Origin of the sequence: Burkholderia stabilis, from assembly GCF_001742165.1 — a bacterium.
Classification (GTDB): Bacteria; Pseudomonadota; Gammaproteobacteria; order Burkholderiales; family Burkholderiaceae; genus Burkholderia; species Burkholderia stabilis.
On sequence record NZ_CP016442.1, the window covers coordinates 1,746,490 to 1,760,964 of the forward strand.

The 14,475-nt window shown below is 67.7% G+C and carries 14 protein-coding genes and 1 tRNA gene; 6 read left to right on the forward strand and 9 right to left on the reverse strand.

Going from position 1 to position 14,475, the window contains the following annotated elements:
* Nucleotides 1–6 precede the first annotated feature (6 nt).
* The 6 genes from tolR (at nt 7) to BBJ41_RS08205 (ending at nt 4,416) form a co-directional block, all read left to right on the forward strand.
* Nucleotides 7–456: a protein TolR gene (gene tolR, locus BBJ41_RS08180; RefSeq protein ID WP_006484943.1), complete on the forward strand. Its 450-nt coding sequence runs from the start codon at nt 7–9 to the stop codon at nt 454–456.
* Nucleotides 453–1,508: a cell envelope integrity protein TolA gene (gene tolA / locus BBJ41_RS08185; protein ID WP_069746088.1), complete on the forward strand. Its 1,056-nt coding sequence runs from the start codon at nt 453–455 to the stop codon at nt 1,506–1,508. Before tolR ends, tolA begins: the two co-directional genes overlap by 4 nt.
* A gap of 111 nt (nt 1,509–1,619) precedes the next feature.
* Entirely contained in the window at nt 1,620–2,915 is a 1,296-nt protein-coding gene (tolB, locus tag BBJ41_RS08190) for a Tol-Pal system beta propeller repeat protein TolB (protein WP_069746089.1), read from the forward strand.
* A 17-nt stretch (nt 2,916–2,932) separates the two neighbouring features.
* Complete coding sequence (gene pal / locus BBJ41_RS08195; protein ID WP_021157174.1) at nt 2,933–3,445, forward strand: peptidoglycan-associated lipoprotein Pal; 513 nt, start codon at nt 2,933–2,935, stop codon at nt 3,443–3,445.
* A 19-nt stretch (nt 3,446–3,464) separates the two neighbouring features.
* Nucleotides 3,465–4,214: a tol-pal system protein YbgF gene (gene ybgF / locus BBJ41_RS08200; protein ID WP_069746090.1), complete on the forward strand. Its 750-nt coding sequence runs from the start codon at nt 3,465–3,467 to the stop codon at nt 4,212–4,214.
* Nucleotides 4,215–4,339: 125 nt separating this feature from the next.
* Nucleotides 4,340–4,416: transfer RNA gene (locus BBJ41_RS08205), tRNA-Lys, on the forward strand.
* Nucleotides 4,417–4,794: 378 nt separating this feature from the next.
* Here BBJ41_RS08205 and BBJ41_RS08210 read toward each other — a convergent pair.
* From BBJ41_RS08210 to BBJ41_RS08250, 9 genes are all read right to left on the reverse strand, one after another.
* Nucleotides 4,795–5,094, reverse strand: coding sequence for a hypothetical protein (locus BBJ41_RS08210; protein WP_156814752.1), 300 nt, complete (start codon nt 5,092–5,094; stop codon nt 4,795–4,797).
* A gap of 67 nt (nt 5,095–5,161) precedes the next feature.
* Complete coding sequence (locus BBJ41_RS08215) at nt 5,162–7,579, reverse strand: NHL repeat-containing protein (protein WP_069746092.1); 2,418 nt, start codon at nt 7,577–7,579, stop codon at nt 5,162–5,164.
* Nucleotides 7,576–8,715: a YncE family protein gene (locus tag BBJ41_RS08220; protein ID WP_069746093.1), complete on the reverse strand. Its 1,140-nt coding sequence runs from the start codon at nt 8,713–8,715 to the stop codon at nt 7,576–7,578. The genes BBJ41_RS08215 and BBJ41_RS08220 overlap by 4 nt, the downstream gene beginning before the upstream one ends.
* 40 nt (nt 8,716–8,755) lie before the next feature.
* On the reverse strand, nt 8,756–9,703 hold the full coding sequence (locus BBJ41_RS08225; protein ID WP_069746094.1) for a fatty acid desaturase family protein: 948 nt from the start codon (nt 9,701–9,703) through the stop codon (nt 8,756–8,758).
* A complete protein-coding gene (locus tag BBJ41_RS08230) occupies nt 9,700–10,317 on the reverse strand; it encodes a phosphatase PAP2 family protein (RefSeq protein WP_069747630.1) in 618 nt (205 codons plus the stop codon). The genes BBJ41_RS08225 and BBJ41_RS08230 overlap by 4 nt, the downstream gene beginning before the upstream one ends.
* Nucleotides 10,314–11,471 (reverse strand): glycosyltransferase family protein, encoded by a 1,158-nt coding sequence (locus tag BBJ41_RS08235; protein WP_069746095.1) that lies wholly within the window; start codon nt 11,469–11,471, stop codon nt 10,314–10,316. The genes BBJ41_RS08230 and BBJ41_RS08235 overlap by 4 nt, the downstream gene beginning before the upstream one ends.
* The gene (locus BBJ41_RS08240; RefSeq protein ID WP_083281826.1) at nt 11,468–12,217 is read right to left on the reverse strand and encodes a ferritin-like domain-containing protein; all 750 of its coding nucleotides are present in this window, start codon (nt 12,215–12,217) and stop codon (nt 11,468–11,470) included. Before BBJ41_RS08240 ends, BBJ41_RS08235 begins: the two co-directional genes overlap by 4 nt.
* A complete protein-coding gene (locus BBJ41_RS08245) occupies nt 12,214–13,230 on the reverse strand; it encodes a hypothetical protein (protein WP_069746096.1) in 1,017 nt (338 codons plus the stop codon). The genes BBJ41_RS08240 and BBJ41_RS08245 overlap by 4 nt, the downstream gene beginning before the upstream one ends.
* Nucleotides 13,231–13,288: 58 nt before the next feature.
* Complete coding sequence (locus tag BBJ41_RS08250) at nt 13,289–14,362, reverse strand: glycosyltransferase family 2 protein (RefSeq protein ID WP_069747631.1); 1,074 nt, start codon at nt 14,360–14,362, stop codon at nt 13,289–13,291.
* Between the last annotated feature and the right edge of the window lie 113 nt (nt 14,363–14,475).

Below are 14,475 nucleotides of genomic sequence, written 5' to 3' on the forward strand. Positions count from 1 at the left end.
CGCGCCATGGCAGGAAGCCCCATCCGATCCAGCATGCGCGGCGGCCGCTCGCGCCGCGCGATGGCCGACATCAACGTCGTGCCGTACATCGACGTGATGCTGGTGCTGCTCGTGATCTTCATGGTCACCGCACCGCTCGTCGCCCCGTCGATCATCAACCTGCCGACCGTCGGCAACGCCGCGCCGCAGGAGCAGACGCCGCCCGTCGTCGTCAACATCAAGGCCGACCGCACGATGAGCGTCAAGTACAAGGGCGACTCGGGCGCGACCCAGGAAGACACGATGACGAAGGCCGAGCTCGACAGCTTCATCTCGGCCCGGCAGGCCGATCATCCCGACCAGCCGGTCGTGATCGCGGCCGACAAGACCGTGCAGTACGATGCGGTCATGACCGTGATGTCGGATCTGAAGGCGCGCGGCGTCAAGCGCGTCGGCCTCCTCGTCAAATCGCAATGAACGCGCAGCAATCCACGCGCAGCACCGGCTATCCGCCTCGGCCTCCTCGCGAGCGCGGCACGTGGCGCGCGTTCGCGCTCGCCGCGCTGATGCACGTGCTGCTCGCGCTGTTTCTCTATCACGGCGTGCAGTGGCAGAACAGCACGCCGGCCGGCGCCGAAGCCGAACTGTGGACCGAGATGCCCGACGTACCCGCACCGCGGCCTGTCGTCACGCCCACGCCGCCCGCGAAGGTCGCGCCGCCCCCTCCCCCGGTACGGGACGAGCAGGCCGACATCGCGTTGCAGCAGAAGAAGCGCCAGCAGGAAGCGGCCGCGCGCGAAGCGCTGCTCGAGCAGCAGCGCCGCGCGCAGCAACTGAAGGCGCAGCAGGAAGACGACGCCCGGCGCGCCCAGCTTGCCGCGCAGCAGGCAGCCGCACTCGCCGCGCAAAAGGCCGCCGACCGCGAAAAGCAGAAGCAGGCCGACAAGCTCAAGCAACAGCAGCTCGCCGAGCAGCAGAAGCTCGAACAGCAGAAACTCCAGCAGCAGAAGCAGGCGCAGCTCGAAGCGCAGCAGGCGGCGAAAGCGAAGGCTGACGCGGCCGCGAAGGCAAAGGCGGAAGCCCAGGCCAAGGCGAAGGCCGAAGCCACGGCACGCGCGAAGGCCAGCGCGGCGGCAAACGCGAAGCTCGACCGCGAGCGCAGCGCGCGTCTCGCGCAGATGCAGGGTCTGTCCGGCGCCGGTGAAGGCGGCGGCGAAGGCCTCGCGAAAAGCGGCACGGGCACGGGTTCCGGCGGCAACGCCGCGACGCCCGGCTATGCCGACAAGGTGCGCCGCCGCGTCAAGCCGAACATCGTTTGGGGTGGCGAGCGCGCAGGCCTGACCACCGTCGTCAAGATTCGGTGCACGCCGTCCGGTGACGTATTGAGCGCATCGGTTTCCCGTTCCAGCGGGAATTCGGGGTGGGATCAAGCCGTGGTCAATGCGATCCACGCATCGGTCCCGTTGCCGCCCGATTCTAACGGTCGTACCCCGTCGGACATTACGATTACCTTCAAGGCGGCGGAGTGAAAGGAAATACGCTTACACTCCGGGCGTCGCTGTCAGACGGGAACGAATCGGGTATTTTTACTGTCTCTCTGCGGTTGCGCAGCGATCCAAGTCATACGGGAAGCAAGAAGCATGAGTTTGATGACAAAACTAGGTTTCAGGGCACTCGTGGCCTCGTGTCTGATTGCGGCGGGCAACGCCGCTAACGCCCAGGTCAACGTGCTGATCACCGGTGTCGGGTCGACCCAGTTCCCCATCGCCACCGCGAACTTCGCGAACGAGGCCGGCCTGCCGCAGCAGGTCACGTCGATCGTTCGCGCCGACCTCGCCCGCAGCGGCAAATTCACCAACGTCGACGCGGGCAGCACGCCCGTGCCCGAGACCGCATCGGTCGATCTCGGCGCATGGAAGGCCAAGGGCGCGAATGCATTCGTCGCCGGCAGCGTGAACCGCGAGGCGAACGGCCAGTACAAGGTCAACTTCATCCTGTACGACACCGTGAAGCAGCAAAGCCTCGGCGGCCTGTCGCTGACGGCCACCGACACCACGCTGCGCACGGCCGGCCACAAGATCGCCGACTACATCTACCAGAAGCTGCTCGGCGTGCGCGGCGTATTCGCGACGCGCCTGTCGTACGTGATCAAGACCGGCAACCGCTACCAGCTGCAGATCTCGGATTCGGACGGCCAGAACGCGCGCATCGCGCTGTCGAGCACCGAGCCGATCATCTCGCCGGCCTGGTCGCCGAGCGGCACGAAGGTCGCGTACGTGTCGTTCGAGCGCAAGAAGCCGATCGTCTACATCCATGACCTGCCGACCGGCCGCCGCTACATGGTCTCCGACCAGAAGGGCAACAACAGCGCGCCGGCATGGTCGCCGGACAGCAACACGCTCGCGGTCGCGCTGTCGCTGACGGGCAATACGCAAATCTATACGGTCAACGCGAACGGCGGCGGCCTGCGCCGTCTCACGCAGAGCAGCTCGATCGACACCGAGCCGTTCTACTCGCCGGACGGCCGCTGGATCTACTTCACGAGCGATCGCGGCGGTGCGCCGCAGATCTACCGGATGCCCGCACAAGGCGAAAGCGCCGGCGCCGCACAGCGCGTGACCTTCACCGGCAGCTACAACACGAGCCCGCGCGTGAGCCCGGACGGCAAGCTGCTCGCTTACATCTCCCGCACCGGCGGGGGCTTCAAGCTGTACGTTCAGGATCTGCAATCCGGCGCGGCGAACGCCATCACGAATACGAATCGCGACGAATCGCCGAGCTTCGCGGCAAACGGCCAGTACCTCCTGTACGCTACCCAGTCGGGTGGTCGCAACGTTCTGGCTGCAGTGCCCTCCGACGGCAGCGCGCCGCCGCAAATCCTGTCCGTCCAGGGCGGCTCCGTTCGCGAGCCGTCGTGGGGGCCCTTCATGCAATGACCACAAGGAGAGTAACCATGATGTCGAATAAAGCTCGTCTGGCCTTGGCCGTGATGATGATCAGCGCGCTCGCAGCGTGCAAGTCGGGCGTGAAGCTCGACGACAAGGCGAACAACGCGGGTGCGGTCAGCACGCAACCGAGCGCCGACAACGTCGCGCAAGTGAACGTCGATCCGCTGAACGACCCGAACAGCCCGCTCGCGAAGCGCAGCATCTACTTCGACTTCGACAGCTATTCGGTGAAGGACGATTACCAGTCGCTGATGCAGCAGCACGCTCAGTACCTGAAGAGCCACCCGCAGCGTCACGTGCTGATCCAGGGCAACACCGACGAACGCGGCACGAGCGAGTACAACCTCGCGCTGGGCCAGAAGCGTGCGGAAGCCGTCCGCCGCGCGATGGCGCTGCTCGGCGTGAACGATTCGCAGATGGAAGCCGTGAGCCTCGGCAAGGAAAAGCCGCAGGCAACGGGTCACGACGAAGCATCGTGGGCGCAGAACCGTCGCGCCGACCTCGTCTACCAACAGTAAGTAACGGAAGAATCGCCGTATGACGCACCGTGTAACCTGGCTGCGTGCAGCCGCAGCCTTCTGCGTCGCCGGCGCGGCGTGGTCGGCCGCGCCGGCGCACGCCGGCGTGTTCGACGACAACGAAGCGCGCCGCGCCGTGCTCGACCTGCGCAGCAAGACCGACAACCTGGCGAGCCAGTTGTCCGCCGCCCAGCGTACGATCCTCGATCAATCCGGCCGTCTCGACCAGCTGAACCAGCAGGTCGCGACGCTGCGCGGCGAGAACGAGGACCTGACGAACCGGCTGACGACACTCGAACGGCAGCAGAAGGAGTACTACCAGGATCTCGACACGCGGCTCAAGAAGTTCGAGCCGCAGCAGGCGACGATCGACGGTGTCGAAGGCACCGTGCAGCCGGGTGAAACGGATGCGCTCAGCGCGGCGCAGCAGCAGTTCCGCAACGGCAACTTCAAGGCGGCAGCGGCTTCGTTCCGCAGCTTCATCGCGAAGTATCCGCAGAGCCCCTACCAGCCGACCGCGCAGTACTGGCTCGGCAATGCGCAATACGCGCTGCGCGACTACCGCGGTTCGACCGCGACGTGGCAAGGGATCGTCAGCAAGTACCCGCAGCACCCGCGCGCAGCCGACGCCCTCGTGGCGATCGGTACGAACCAGCTCGAGCAAGGCCAGAAGGCGGCCGCAAAGAAGACGTTCGAGCAGGTCGTGTCGCAGTACGCCGGGTCGAACGCAGCACAGACGGCGCAGGGCAAGCTCGAAACGATCAAATAATTATCGTGTCGGATTGTTGACTGACCGGCAATCCGCCGCTATAATCTTTTGCTCTTTAGGTCGTTGCTCAATTGATCGAGCAGCGACTCCGAGTTTTTTCGTTCTCAAGCAGTTTTTGAGGGCGTGGGGTGGTAACTCAGTTGGTTAGAGTATCTGACTTTTAATCAGAGAGTCGAGGGTTCGAGTCCCTCCCACCCTACCAATTATCTTTTCGATAGTTGCAATTGAAGCCTCCCGCGCGGAGGCTTTTTTGCGTCTGCGTCCTGGCGCGTCGAGATCGGAATTTCGACTCGCCATTTCCGGTCAGATACGCAAGCACCGGGCACCCTGCGCGACTCGCCGGACGAACGTCGCCCTTCCGCGTTTCTCTTCACATTCGGGCAATCGCCCCGGAACGCTACCGCTGCCAAGCCTCATTTCTTTTGCTCCGCCGGCCGGGGGTCTCGCATCTTCATTCTGCATTCCCGCCACGCACTCGCTTATCCACGGCCGCACCTCGGCCGAAGCGGTTGCCCCGTGAAGCCGCCATACAGAAACGCAACCATGAAAACGCTCGGCATGATCGACTCGAACCAGTCGTTCATGAACGTATCGACTTCCGCGGTGGCGCGCGGCCTGGCCGGGTCATGGCGCACCGGAACCGTGCGCCCACCGCGACCGACACGAAACTCGCCGGAAGCGACACGGGCTCGCCGCTTTGCGTCACGAAGGCGATCTGCGGGTGATGCCCTCCGTCATTCAACCGGACGACCGTTCCCGGTGCGGCAACGGACGCCGCGATGAAAGCGAACCGTTCGCTGATCGCGGTCACACCCCACACCGTCAGGATCACGCCGATCACCAACACGACGAAATTGAACCTGCGGGTCTGGTCATCCACCAGGCGTCCCGATACCGAACGGCACATGCGCTGCGCGCCGGCAAGCAAGCCGCAATCGCAATACGCGTCACGGCTGATGCGCGTTCACCGCCACGGCCCCTTCCGACGTCGCCGCCGCAACGGGCACCTGCGCTACCGCCGCACCCGGCGCGCGCACCCGCATGATCCCCGCCTCCCCCACTTCGACGAACAGATCGTCGTGCGGCGTGACGACCATCCCCGCCGGACGATTCAACGAACCCGGCAATACCCCCGGCCGATTGCCGCGTGACCCGAGCTGTCCGGCGATCACCGCGGCCTCGCCCTTCGCGTCGATCCGCAACACGGTATGGTTTCCGCCGTCGCTCACGTACACGTTGCCGCTCGCATCGGCCGCGATCCGGTCGGGCATGCACCACGTCCAGTCGCAACTGATCAGGTTGTTGCGCAGCCGGTCTTCCTCGTCGCGCGACTTCGCATTCGCGAGCGCGCCGTAGTACGCGTGCTCCGCGGCCGGCCACGGCCCCGGCAGGAAATGGATGCGGTGGGCGCCGGTCGAGGGGTCGATCTGCCAGATCACGTCGCGGCTCAATACGTAGAGCTGTCCCTGCGGGCCGATCGCCAGATCCTCGTAGCTCCCCGGCCGTCGCCTGCTCGCGACGAAACGCTCGACGTCTTCGCGTGGAATCTTGTACTGCTGCTCCTCGCGTGCCACCGTCGCAACCGTTCCGGTCGAGAAATCGAGCCGACGGATGCGCGCACCGCGGCCCGCCACGTACGGGCTGTCGTCGAGCACGTACAACCGGCCGTCGCGATCGAAACGCAGGTAGCGCGGCCGCCAGAAGGTCGCCTGCGCGAACGGGCCGTCGACCCGCGTCTGGTCGCTGACCGTGCCGCTCACCGTCTGCACGTTGCCCTGCGGATCGATACGCCGGATCAGCGCATTGCCGCTGTCCGCGACGTAAAGGTTGCCCGACGCATCCAGCGCAAGCCCCGACGGATAGCGAAAGCGCGCATTCAACCGCGGCCCGTCGCTGCGGCCTTTGTCGTCCGGCGCGCCCGCCCAGAGCTCGCCCTTGCCGTCCGGCGCGATCCGGTAGATCGCGTCGTCGAGACGATCGACGTAGTAGATCGTGCCGTCGGCGGCAACCGCGAAGTCGTCGTCGACCGATCCCGGCAACCGCGCGGCCTTCGCGTCCGCCGCATCGGCCACCATCAGCCCGTCGCTGCGGTTGCTCACCCCTGCATACGCGAGCAGCCGGCCGTCCGGCGCCGCCTGCAGCACGACCTCACCGCTGCCGGTCGTCACCAGCCTGCGCCCCGATCCGTCGATCGCCAGCGACGTCAGGTCGCGATCGTCCGAGCGTCCGCGGCGCGACGCCGGTTGCGCGATGCGCACGGTCGCGCCCGGCTTGCCGTCGGCGCCGACGGTCACGATCGAACGTGCGCTCGCCGCGATCATCTGTCCCGCGCCGTCGAACGCCAGCGCAATGTAGCCGGGATCGTCCTGCTCGTCGTTTGCTTCGGTGTTCTTGTCGCCCGCCCCGGCAGGCGCCGCCCCGATGAACGGCACGCTGCCGGCCAGCGCCGCGACCGGGCCGGCTTCGGGCGGCACGCGCACGGCGGCGGCGGCCGCTTCGCTCGCGGCCTTCGCATCGTCCGACGCATCGGCAGCCTTGCACGAAGGCAACGGCGTGTAGCCGTCCGGCGTCACATGGCCGAACGTCTTGCCGTCGGTGATCCAGATCGCGCCATCCGGGCTCGCCGCGATCGCACGGATGCCCGACGGCGTGCAATCGCCGTCCGGCTGCTTCCACGTCGCGACCGATCCGTCGGCGCCGACGATGCGCAAATGGCCCGAATACTGCTCGCGCGTCCAGAGCCGACCCTGTCCGTCCAGCGCGATCGCGTCAGGATGATCGAGCTGCCCGACACCGCGCGGACCGTCTGCATCGCCCGGTTTGCCCGGCACGCCGGCAATCGTGGCGACGGTGCCGTCCGGCCGGATCGCGCGCACCAGCGAGTTGCCGGTGTCGGCCACATAGACGGTGCCGTCCGGCGCACGCACGGCGTCGCCCGGCTGGTCGAAACGCGCGGCGGCGGACGCACCGTCCAGGTACGCGCGTACCCCGCTCCTGCCGGCCAGCGTCGTCACGCGGCCCTGCGCATCGATATGCCGCACGGTCGACGCGTACGTGTCGAGCACGAGCACGCCGCCGTCGCGGTCCGCATGCAGCTTCAGGCTGCCGGCGAAACGCGCAGCCGTGCCGGTGCCGTCGAGATTGCCTTCCGAACCCGGCGTGCCGGCCACCCATTCGAGCGACGGCCCGCCAGCCAGCGGAAAACCGCCGCACGCGCTCAACAGCACGGCCACGGCCGCGCATGTGGCGATGCGCAAACCGACTCCGTTCGCATTCCGGATCATCTTCTTCTCCTTGCCCGTTCCATTCGTACCCGCTGCCGACACGCGCAACGCGCGGGCATCCGGGCGATTTTCTTCGCTCATTGCGACGCGGCCTGCGCGGCCGGTCGGCAGAACAGCTCGCCGCTGGCGGCCACATAGTCGGCCAGCCGCCCCGGATCGCGCGCATCGAACAACGACACGCTGCCGGCCTGGCTCGCATTGAGCACGGCGAGCCGGCTACCGTCGGGGCTGAACGCCAGCGCAAGCGGCCATTCACCAGTGCGATACGCGGCGCGCAGCATGCCCGTCGCGCGATCGGCGATCAGCACCGTGTTTTCCTGCGGCAGGCTGAACGCCACCGTGCGGCCGTCCGGGCTGAACGCGAAGTGATAACTCGTCAGCGCGCGGCAATACTGCGCGGCCTGGCGCGGCCGAAGCGTGTTCGCGTCATAAGCCGCGATGCCGTCACGAAACAGCGCGACCAGATCGCCGGAACCCGGCTCGACCGCGACGTCGTATGCATCGGCATCGGCGATCGTACCGACCTGCGCGCGCGTCTGCGTGTCGAATGCGTCGATGCCACCCGCCACGCCGTTCGTCACGAACAGGCGCCGGCCGTCCGCAGACAGTGCCAGTGCGGCAGGCCGCCCGAAGGGCTGGTTGCCGGCATTCCCGCCGCTCAGCGCAATCGGCTTGCCGAGCGTGCGGAACGTCGCGAGATCGACGACGGATACCGAGTTGGCGACCACGTTCAGGACATACGCGCGCGCGCCGTCCGGCGACACGGCGACGGCCTGCGGAAAGCGCTGCACTTTCGCGACGCCATCGACACGCGCGCTGTCGAGATCGAGTCTCGCCAGCGAATCGGCGCGCATCGAGCTGACGTAAGCATGGCGCTCGTCGGTGGCGATCGCGATACCCGTCGCGCCGATCCCGCGACAGAAATTGTCGGGGCAACCATCCCTGGCCGCTTTCGCCGGTGGATCGCCGAGATCGCGCACACGACGCGCGGCGGCAACGTCGATCACCGCAACGGCGTTGTCGCCGTTGCTGGTGACGTACAGATGCTTGCCGTCCGGCCCGAACGCGATACCGGCCGGGCCGTTGCCGACCGGGATGACGGCCGGCGCATCGGTCCTGGCCGGCTCCGTTTGCGCGTATACGCCGGCCGCCAGCATCGTGAACGCCACCGAAAACATGGCCCGCCGCACGACACGCGGCTTGAAATCCACCTTCACGTTATTGCTCCTCGAATATAGGCACGTGCCACACGACACGTCAGCGCACGCTCACGTCGCGCAGCACCGCCCCGTATCCCGCGTACAGATTGGCATCGGGCAGCAACTGCCGCTGCGCGAGTTGCCGATGCACGATCGGCAGGTTATGGAACGGCATCCTCGCGAACAGGTGATGTTCGATATGAAAATGAATCGCATGCGGGCCGAACAGGAACGTCTGCCACGAACGCCGGCCGATCGTGCGCGCGTTGCGGCTCTGGTCCGAGCCGGCCGGCAGCCCCGCGTGCTCGAAAATCGCGCGCACCTGCCCGGCAAGCGGCAGAAGCGTGACGGACGGCGCGATCCACAAGGCGACGTACAGCAGCGGATGTCCGGCCAGCGCGAGCGCGCCGAACAGCACACCGTTGGCGGCCAGCATCGACGCGACTTCCCACGCGGCATACGCACGCGACTTCCGAACCTTCGGCAACGCATGCGCGAACTCGCCGCGCGCGAGCTTCACGACGCTCGTCACGTAGCCGATGCCGCACGCGTACGCGAGCAGGCGACCGATCAGTTGCCTGCGCGTCACCGGATAGTCGTGAACGCCGAACAGCAGTGCAACGGGATCGTCCGCCTGCATCGGCGCGCGATGATGCTTCAGATGACCCGCTCGATACGTGCGCAGCGACAGCCACAGCGGTCCTGCCGCGAACACCTGGCCAAGCACGTCGTTGATGCGACGGCTCCGCGCGAGCGACCCGTGCGCGCCTTCGTGCATCATCACGGCAAGCGCGAGCTGGCTGCGCGCGATCACGATCGCGGCGCACGCATACGCGAGCGGATGCGCAAACGCGATCGCACCCGCGAACGCCGCGGCAATCATCAGCCAGTCGCCTGCCAACGCCGCGCCGACGCGCAAAGCGTTCACGCGGAACAACGCGGGATCGGGCACGAACCGCGCAAGCTCGGCGTTCGATCCGGCATGGTGAAGAAGGACGTCCGTCATGCGAGCCTCCTGCGCGGCGAACGCCGCTCGACCCACAGCGCACTGACTGCTGCGAGCGCCACGCCGCCCGCCACGTCGGCGACCGTATGCTGCTTGAGCGTCAGCGTCGACGCACAGATCAGCACGCCGATCGCCGCCACCGCGAGCCGGCGCCGGTCCGCCAGCATCCGGCAGGCGAGGCACGTCACCGCGACATGCAGGCTCGGAAAACCGTTCGCCGCGAGATCGAGCTGCCACATGCGCGCGAGACGATGCCGCACGAACGCGTTGCCGATCTCCGCGACGTCCGGCCGCGGCACGATTTCCGGAAACAGCAGGAAGCAGACGACACCGGCCACGAACGCGATCAGCACGGCCTCCTTGAACGCGGCGAACGCAGGCGGCCGCGCGTATGCGGCGAGCGCAATCACGAACGGAAAGAAACCGACATAGACGAACCACGACCACGCGATGAATGGAATCCGCGCATCGATCTCCGTGGCAAACACATAGCGCGGCGTGACACCGCGTTCCAGCAGAAAGAAGATCACGAGGCCCGCGGCCATGCCGAACGTCGCGGCCAGCATCTGCCGGATATCGAGCCGGCGATCGTCACGAAACGACAAGGTGCTCATCTCGGTGCCGGCGCCTCGCATCGCGCTTCCGCGTCGGCCGTCTGCGCACGCGCGTGCAACGCGAGAATGCACGACGTCCATGCCTCCACGCGCGCACGTGCATGCTCGCGGCCGGCGATCGTTCCCGCCGGCGTGCCCGGATCGCGCATCAGGTCGGCGGCGGCCTGCCCGACCTCGTGCCGGAACGCGGCCGCATCGCCGCGCCACGTGACGACACGATGCACGAGTTTCAGCCGCGCCGCGCGCGCGGCGTTGCTCGCCTGTTCGGGCTGATCGGTCTGCACGAGCAGGATCGGGCGACGATATACGCGCGCGATCGACAGCGCGGCCATGCCGGGCGCCGATACGATCAGCGGCGCATGGGCGGCGCGCGCGGCCCAGTCGGCGTCGACGCCGATCCAGCCGTCGCGCCCGGCGTAGCCCTCGCCCACGCGATGCGCGGCGAGCCCCGCGTCGCGCATGCCGGCCGACAGCGCATCGGCGAGCGCGGCATCGCAGAAATGCGGATTCAGATAAACGGCTGCGGCCGTCGGCGCCGCAGCCGGCCGTTCGGCGACGACCGGCACCGGCGTCGGCAGCCGGTAATGCACGTGCGATCGCCGTGCATCGTCGTACGCGTCGTACGCGAAATCATGCTCAATGCAGCACAGCGCCGAATCGATCTGCCAGTCGACGATCCGTGCGAAAGCGCGTGCCAGCGCGCGCGGCAACCGCTCGTCGAAATTCGCGGTCAGCGCACGGCGAAGGCTGCCGCCATACACGTGGACGACGCGCCGCCGCCAGCCCGGCACCACGCCCATGAACAGCAACGCCGGATGAAACGAGTCGTTGATCACGAGATCGGCATCGCGCACGATCGCACGCAGCCGCGCGATGTCGCGCAGCATGCGTGTCGGCCTGAACACGTATTGCGCGACATTGCGATCGGTCGCATCGCGCAGCATGTTCTGCCGTTCGTCGAACTGCACCGCGTAGTGATGCGACAGCACGGCTGCGTCGATACCGAATGCAGCCAGGAATGCCTGCCCTTCATCGGACGTCGTCAGCACGTCGACCTGCGCGCCGGCCGTGCGCAACGCATGCACGAGCAATTGCGCGCGCATCAGGTGGCCGCGCGCGTCGGCCGTCGCGAGATAGACGATGCGCGGCATCATGCGCGCGGACGCAGCGACTGGACCCATCCGGCCGCGTACATCGCCAGCGCGCCCGTCACGCCGAAGCCGGCTTCGATCGCGCGAATCTCGTCCAGCAATGCGGCAAGCTGCGCGGCCTCGGACGGCGCCACGAGACGGCGCAGCGTATCCGAACAAAGCCGGACGTGCCGCGTCTCGTCGGCAAGCACGCGCGCGAGCAGCGGATACAGCGGATGCGCTTCGCCGATCGTCGCGCAGTGGCGGGCGAGCACGCGCATCGCCATCTGTTCCGCGCACAGGCCCGTCGCATAGGCCGGCACGAGCACGCCCTGCGCAAAATGCGGTGCATGGCGCTGCGCGAGCCGGCGCCATCGCATGATCTTGCGCCGGCTCAACCAGTCGGGCGCGTGCGGCTTCGTCGATGGTGTAACGCCACGCACGCGCAGCGCATCCGCAAACGCGTCCGCGTGACGGCGCTCGTCCGCGAGATGCTGCTCGATGCGCGGTGCGAGCCAGTCCGGCGGTTGTCCGGTCCAGTCCTCGTGCAGCGCGCACTCGGTCGCTTCCTCGCCGATCAGGTACATGCGCAGCATCCAGCGCTCGCCATGCGTGCTGCGATGCAGCTGCCGGATCGCAGCACGCTTGATGCGATCGACGAGATACGCGCGCACCCGCGCCGCGCCGCGCGGCACGGGCGCATCGAGACAGTCGAAGCGTTCGCCGTGCGCCACCTGCCGTGACGCGGGCAACTCGCCTGCCGTGCTCATACCGGCACGCCCCGCGCGGATGCGGATTTCGACGCGGATGCCGCAGCGGCCGCCGGATCGCGACGCCAGCCGAGAATCAGGCCGACGAAGCTTTCCTGCATGAACGCATGCGCAGACGCGGCCGCACCCGCGAAGGGTTCCTCGCGGCCGTTCACGCGCAGATAGCCGTTGCCGTCGCGTGCGCCGAATTCGATCCGGTCGTTTTTCCTGAAGCCGCGTTCGCGCAGGTCTTTCACGAGCGTGCTGCCATCGAGGCCGAACAGGAACAGCTCGCGCTGCGCGACCCACACCGGGATGTGATTGCTCAGCGCATCGAAGCGAACCGACCACGTGCCGGACGCCAGTGCGCGATCGACATCGGCGTCGCGCGGCGCATTCGACGTGAAGCTCGCGCGCGCAACCGATTTCGTCAGGCCGCCGACACCGAGCGCGATCGTGATGTCGTCCGCCGACGGCTGCTTCGGATCGGTCGCGCTCACCTTCACGAGATGCCGCGCGAGCCGCGACGCCAGCGACGGATGCGCGAACAGCGCGAGCGTTTCGTCCGGCGTGAGCACGTCGCGCTCGCCGTCGCCCTCCTTCACGCGCACGCGGTACGGATCGATCCGCACGTCGGTGAACGTGCCGTGCACGGGCGCATGGACGTACACGTCGCGATCCCATTTCGCGCCGTCGCGACGCAGCAGCACGTGCACGCTCAACGGTACGCGCCGGCCGCCGCCGTCGACGCCCGTGCCCTGCAGCAGCACGTCGCCGAGCACGTCCTTCGTGCGGCGATTCGCGTCGCTCGAAAACACGATCGCGTGCGCGTCGGTATCGATGCTCGCGTGAACGTCGGGCGCATCGAGCGCGACGCGATTGCAGTCCGTCGCGGCCGCATTCGTGAACGGGCAGCCGCTTTGCGACGCGAAGTGGTAGATCCCGCGCCCCGCGTGATCGACCGGTGCGGCATGGGCGGGGGCGCCGATGGCAAACAAGGCGAGGCAGGCAACACGGGTAGCGAATGAGGGCATGGTCGTCGTCGTGATGGGTGCGGTTATGCGGCGTGGCGCAGCGATGCAGGGTGCCGCTTCAATGACGGTGATAGGACAGCGCTTCGAGATCGCGCCGCGCCGACGCGCGGCCCGCGAGCCCGAAACCGCGCGCGAGCGCGCCGAGCGTATCGACGGCGGATGCGGCGATCGTGACGCCAGCGGCCGCGAAGTAACGCACGACACCGAGCCGCGGCAGTTGCTGGCGATTCAGCGCGCGCAGGCTGTAGCCGAGCCGCATCGCCATCACGCAGAACGGGCCGAGCGGGCCGCTGCGGCCGAGCCATTGCCATCGGCGCGGCAGATACGCGTTGACGAGATACGGCGTCAGCCCGACGCTGTCCTCGCCGCGCATCCAGCGCAGCTTCAGCGATTCGCGGTGCGTGTCCGGCAGCCGATGCTCGGTGTGCGCGGCCGGCGCGAACTCGACGGCCACGCCGGCCGCCTGCATCCGCAGCCCCATCACCTGGCAATGCGCGCGATAGACGCCGTCGAGCGGCTCGTACCGGAATTGCGCGAACACGTCGTGCCGGAACGCAACGTTGTTCGCGTAGAAATTGCGCGTCGCGCCGTCGCGCAGCGGGCTCGGGAAATACATGAAATCGATCGACGTGAGTGCGATGCCGAGCACGTTCGGCGCGTAGCTGGTGCGCCCCGCCACCGCGACGGGCGCATCGCCCTCTTTGCCGTCATCGCGCGCGAACGGCGCGAGCAGGTGCTCGAGCCAGTCGTCGGCCGGCCGGCAATCGGCATCGCCGAACACCACATAGTCACAGCGCGCCGCGTCGACGCGATCGAATCCGTCGTTCTTCGCATCGTAGTAACCGGTGCGCGCACCGATCTCGACGAAGTCGATCGGGCGGCCGGCCAGCACGGCGATCTGCGCGCATGCGTCAGCGGGCAGGCCGTCGTGCGTGATGATCCATTGCGCGAGCGCCACGGGCGGCACGCTCTGCTTCGACAGCGCCGACACGAGGCGCTTCAGGCTGTCGACCGCCTGCGCGAGGCCGGCGCCGCCACGCAGGTTGTTCGTCTCCAGCACGAGTGCGGCCTTCGACGCCACGGAACGGGCAGCCGCGAGCGTATGTCGTGCGGTGGGGGTGTGATCTGGCATCCGAAGTATCTCCATCGTCATGCGCGGCGGCATGGATGAAACGCATCGACGGGAAGCCTGCGGCGCGCGGGCGAATGCGATGCGCCGCGGACGGCTTCACGAAACGGGCGGCC

Coding starts and splice junctions, on each gene's coding strand:
- tolR (WP_006484943.1), top strand. CDS start 7: ATGGCAGGAAGCCCCATCCGATCCAGCATGCGCGGCGGCCGCTCGCGC.
- tolA (WP_069746088.1), top strand. CDS start 453: ATGAACGCGCAGCAATCCACGCGCAGCACCGGCTATCCGCCTCGGCCT.
- tolB (WP_069746089.1), top strand. CDS start 1,620: ATGAGTTTGATGACAAAACTAGGTTTCAGGGCACTCGTGGCCTCGTGT.
- pal (WP_021157174.1), top strand. CDS start 2,933: ATGATGTCGAATAAAGCTCGTCTGGCCTTGGCCGTGATGATGATCAGC.
- ybgF (WP_069746090.1), top strand. CDS start 3,465: ATGACGCACCGTGTAACCTGGCTGCGTGCAGCCGCAGCCTTCTGCGTC.
- BBJ41_RS08215 (WP_069746092.1), bottom strand. CDS start 7,579: ATGAGCGAAGAAAATCGCCCGGATGCCCGCGCGTTGCGCGTGTCGGCA.
- BBJ41_RS08225 (WP_069746094.1), bottom strand. CDS start 9,703: ATGACGGACGTCCTTCTTCACCATGCCGGATCGAACGCCGAGCTTGCG.
- BBJ41_RS08230 (WP_069747630.1), bottom strand. CDS start 10,317: ATGAGCACCTTGTCGTTTCGTGACGATCGCCGGCTCGATATCCGGCAG.
- BBJ41_RS08235 (WP_069746095.1), bottom strand. CDS start 11,471: ATGATGCCGCGCATCGTCTATCTCGCGACGGCCGACGCGCGCGGCCAC.
- BBJ41_RS08240 (WP_083281826.1), bottom strand. CDS start 12,217: ATGAGCACGGCAGGCGAGTTGCCCGCGTCACGGCAGGTGGCGCACGGC.
- BBJ41_RS08245 (WP_069746096.1), bottom strand. CDS start 13,230: ATGCCCTCATTCGCTACCCGTGTTGCCTGCCTCGCCTTGTTTGCCATC.
- BBJ41_RS08250 (WP_069747631.1), bottom strand. CDS start 14,362: ATGCCAGATCACACCCCCACCGCACGACATACGCTCGCGGCTGCCCGT.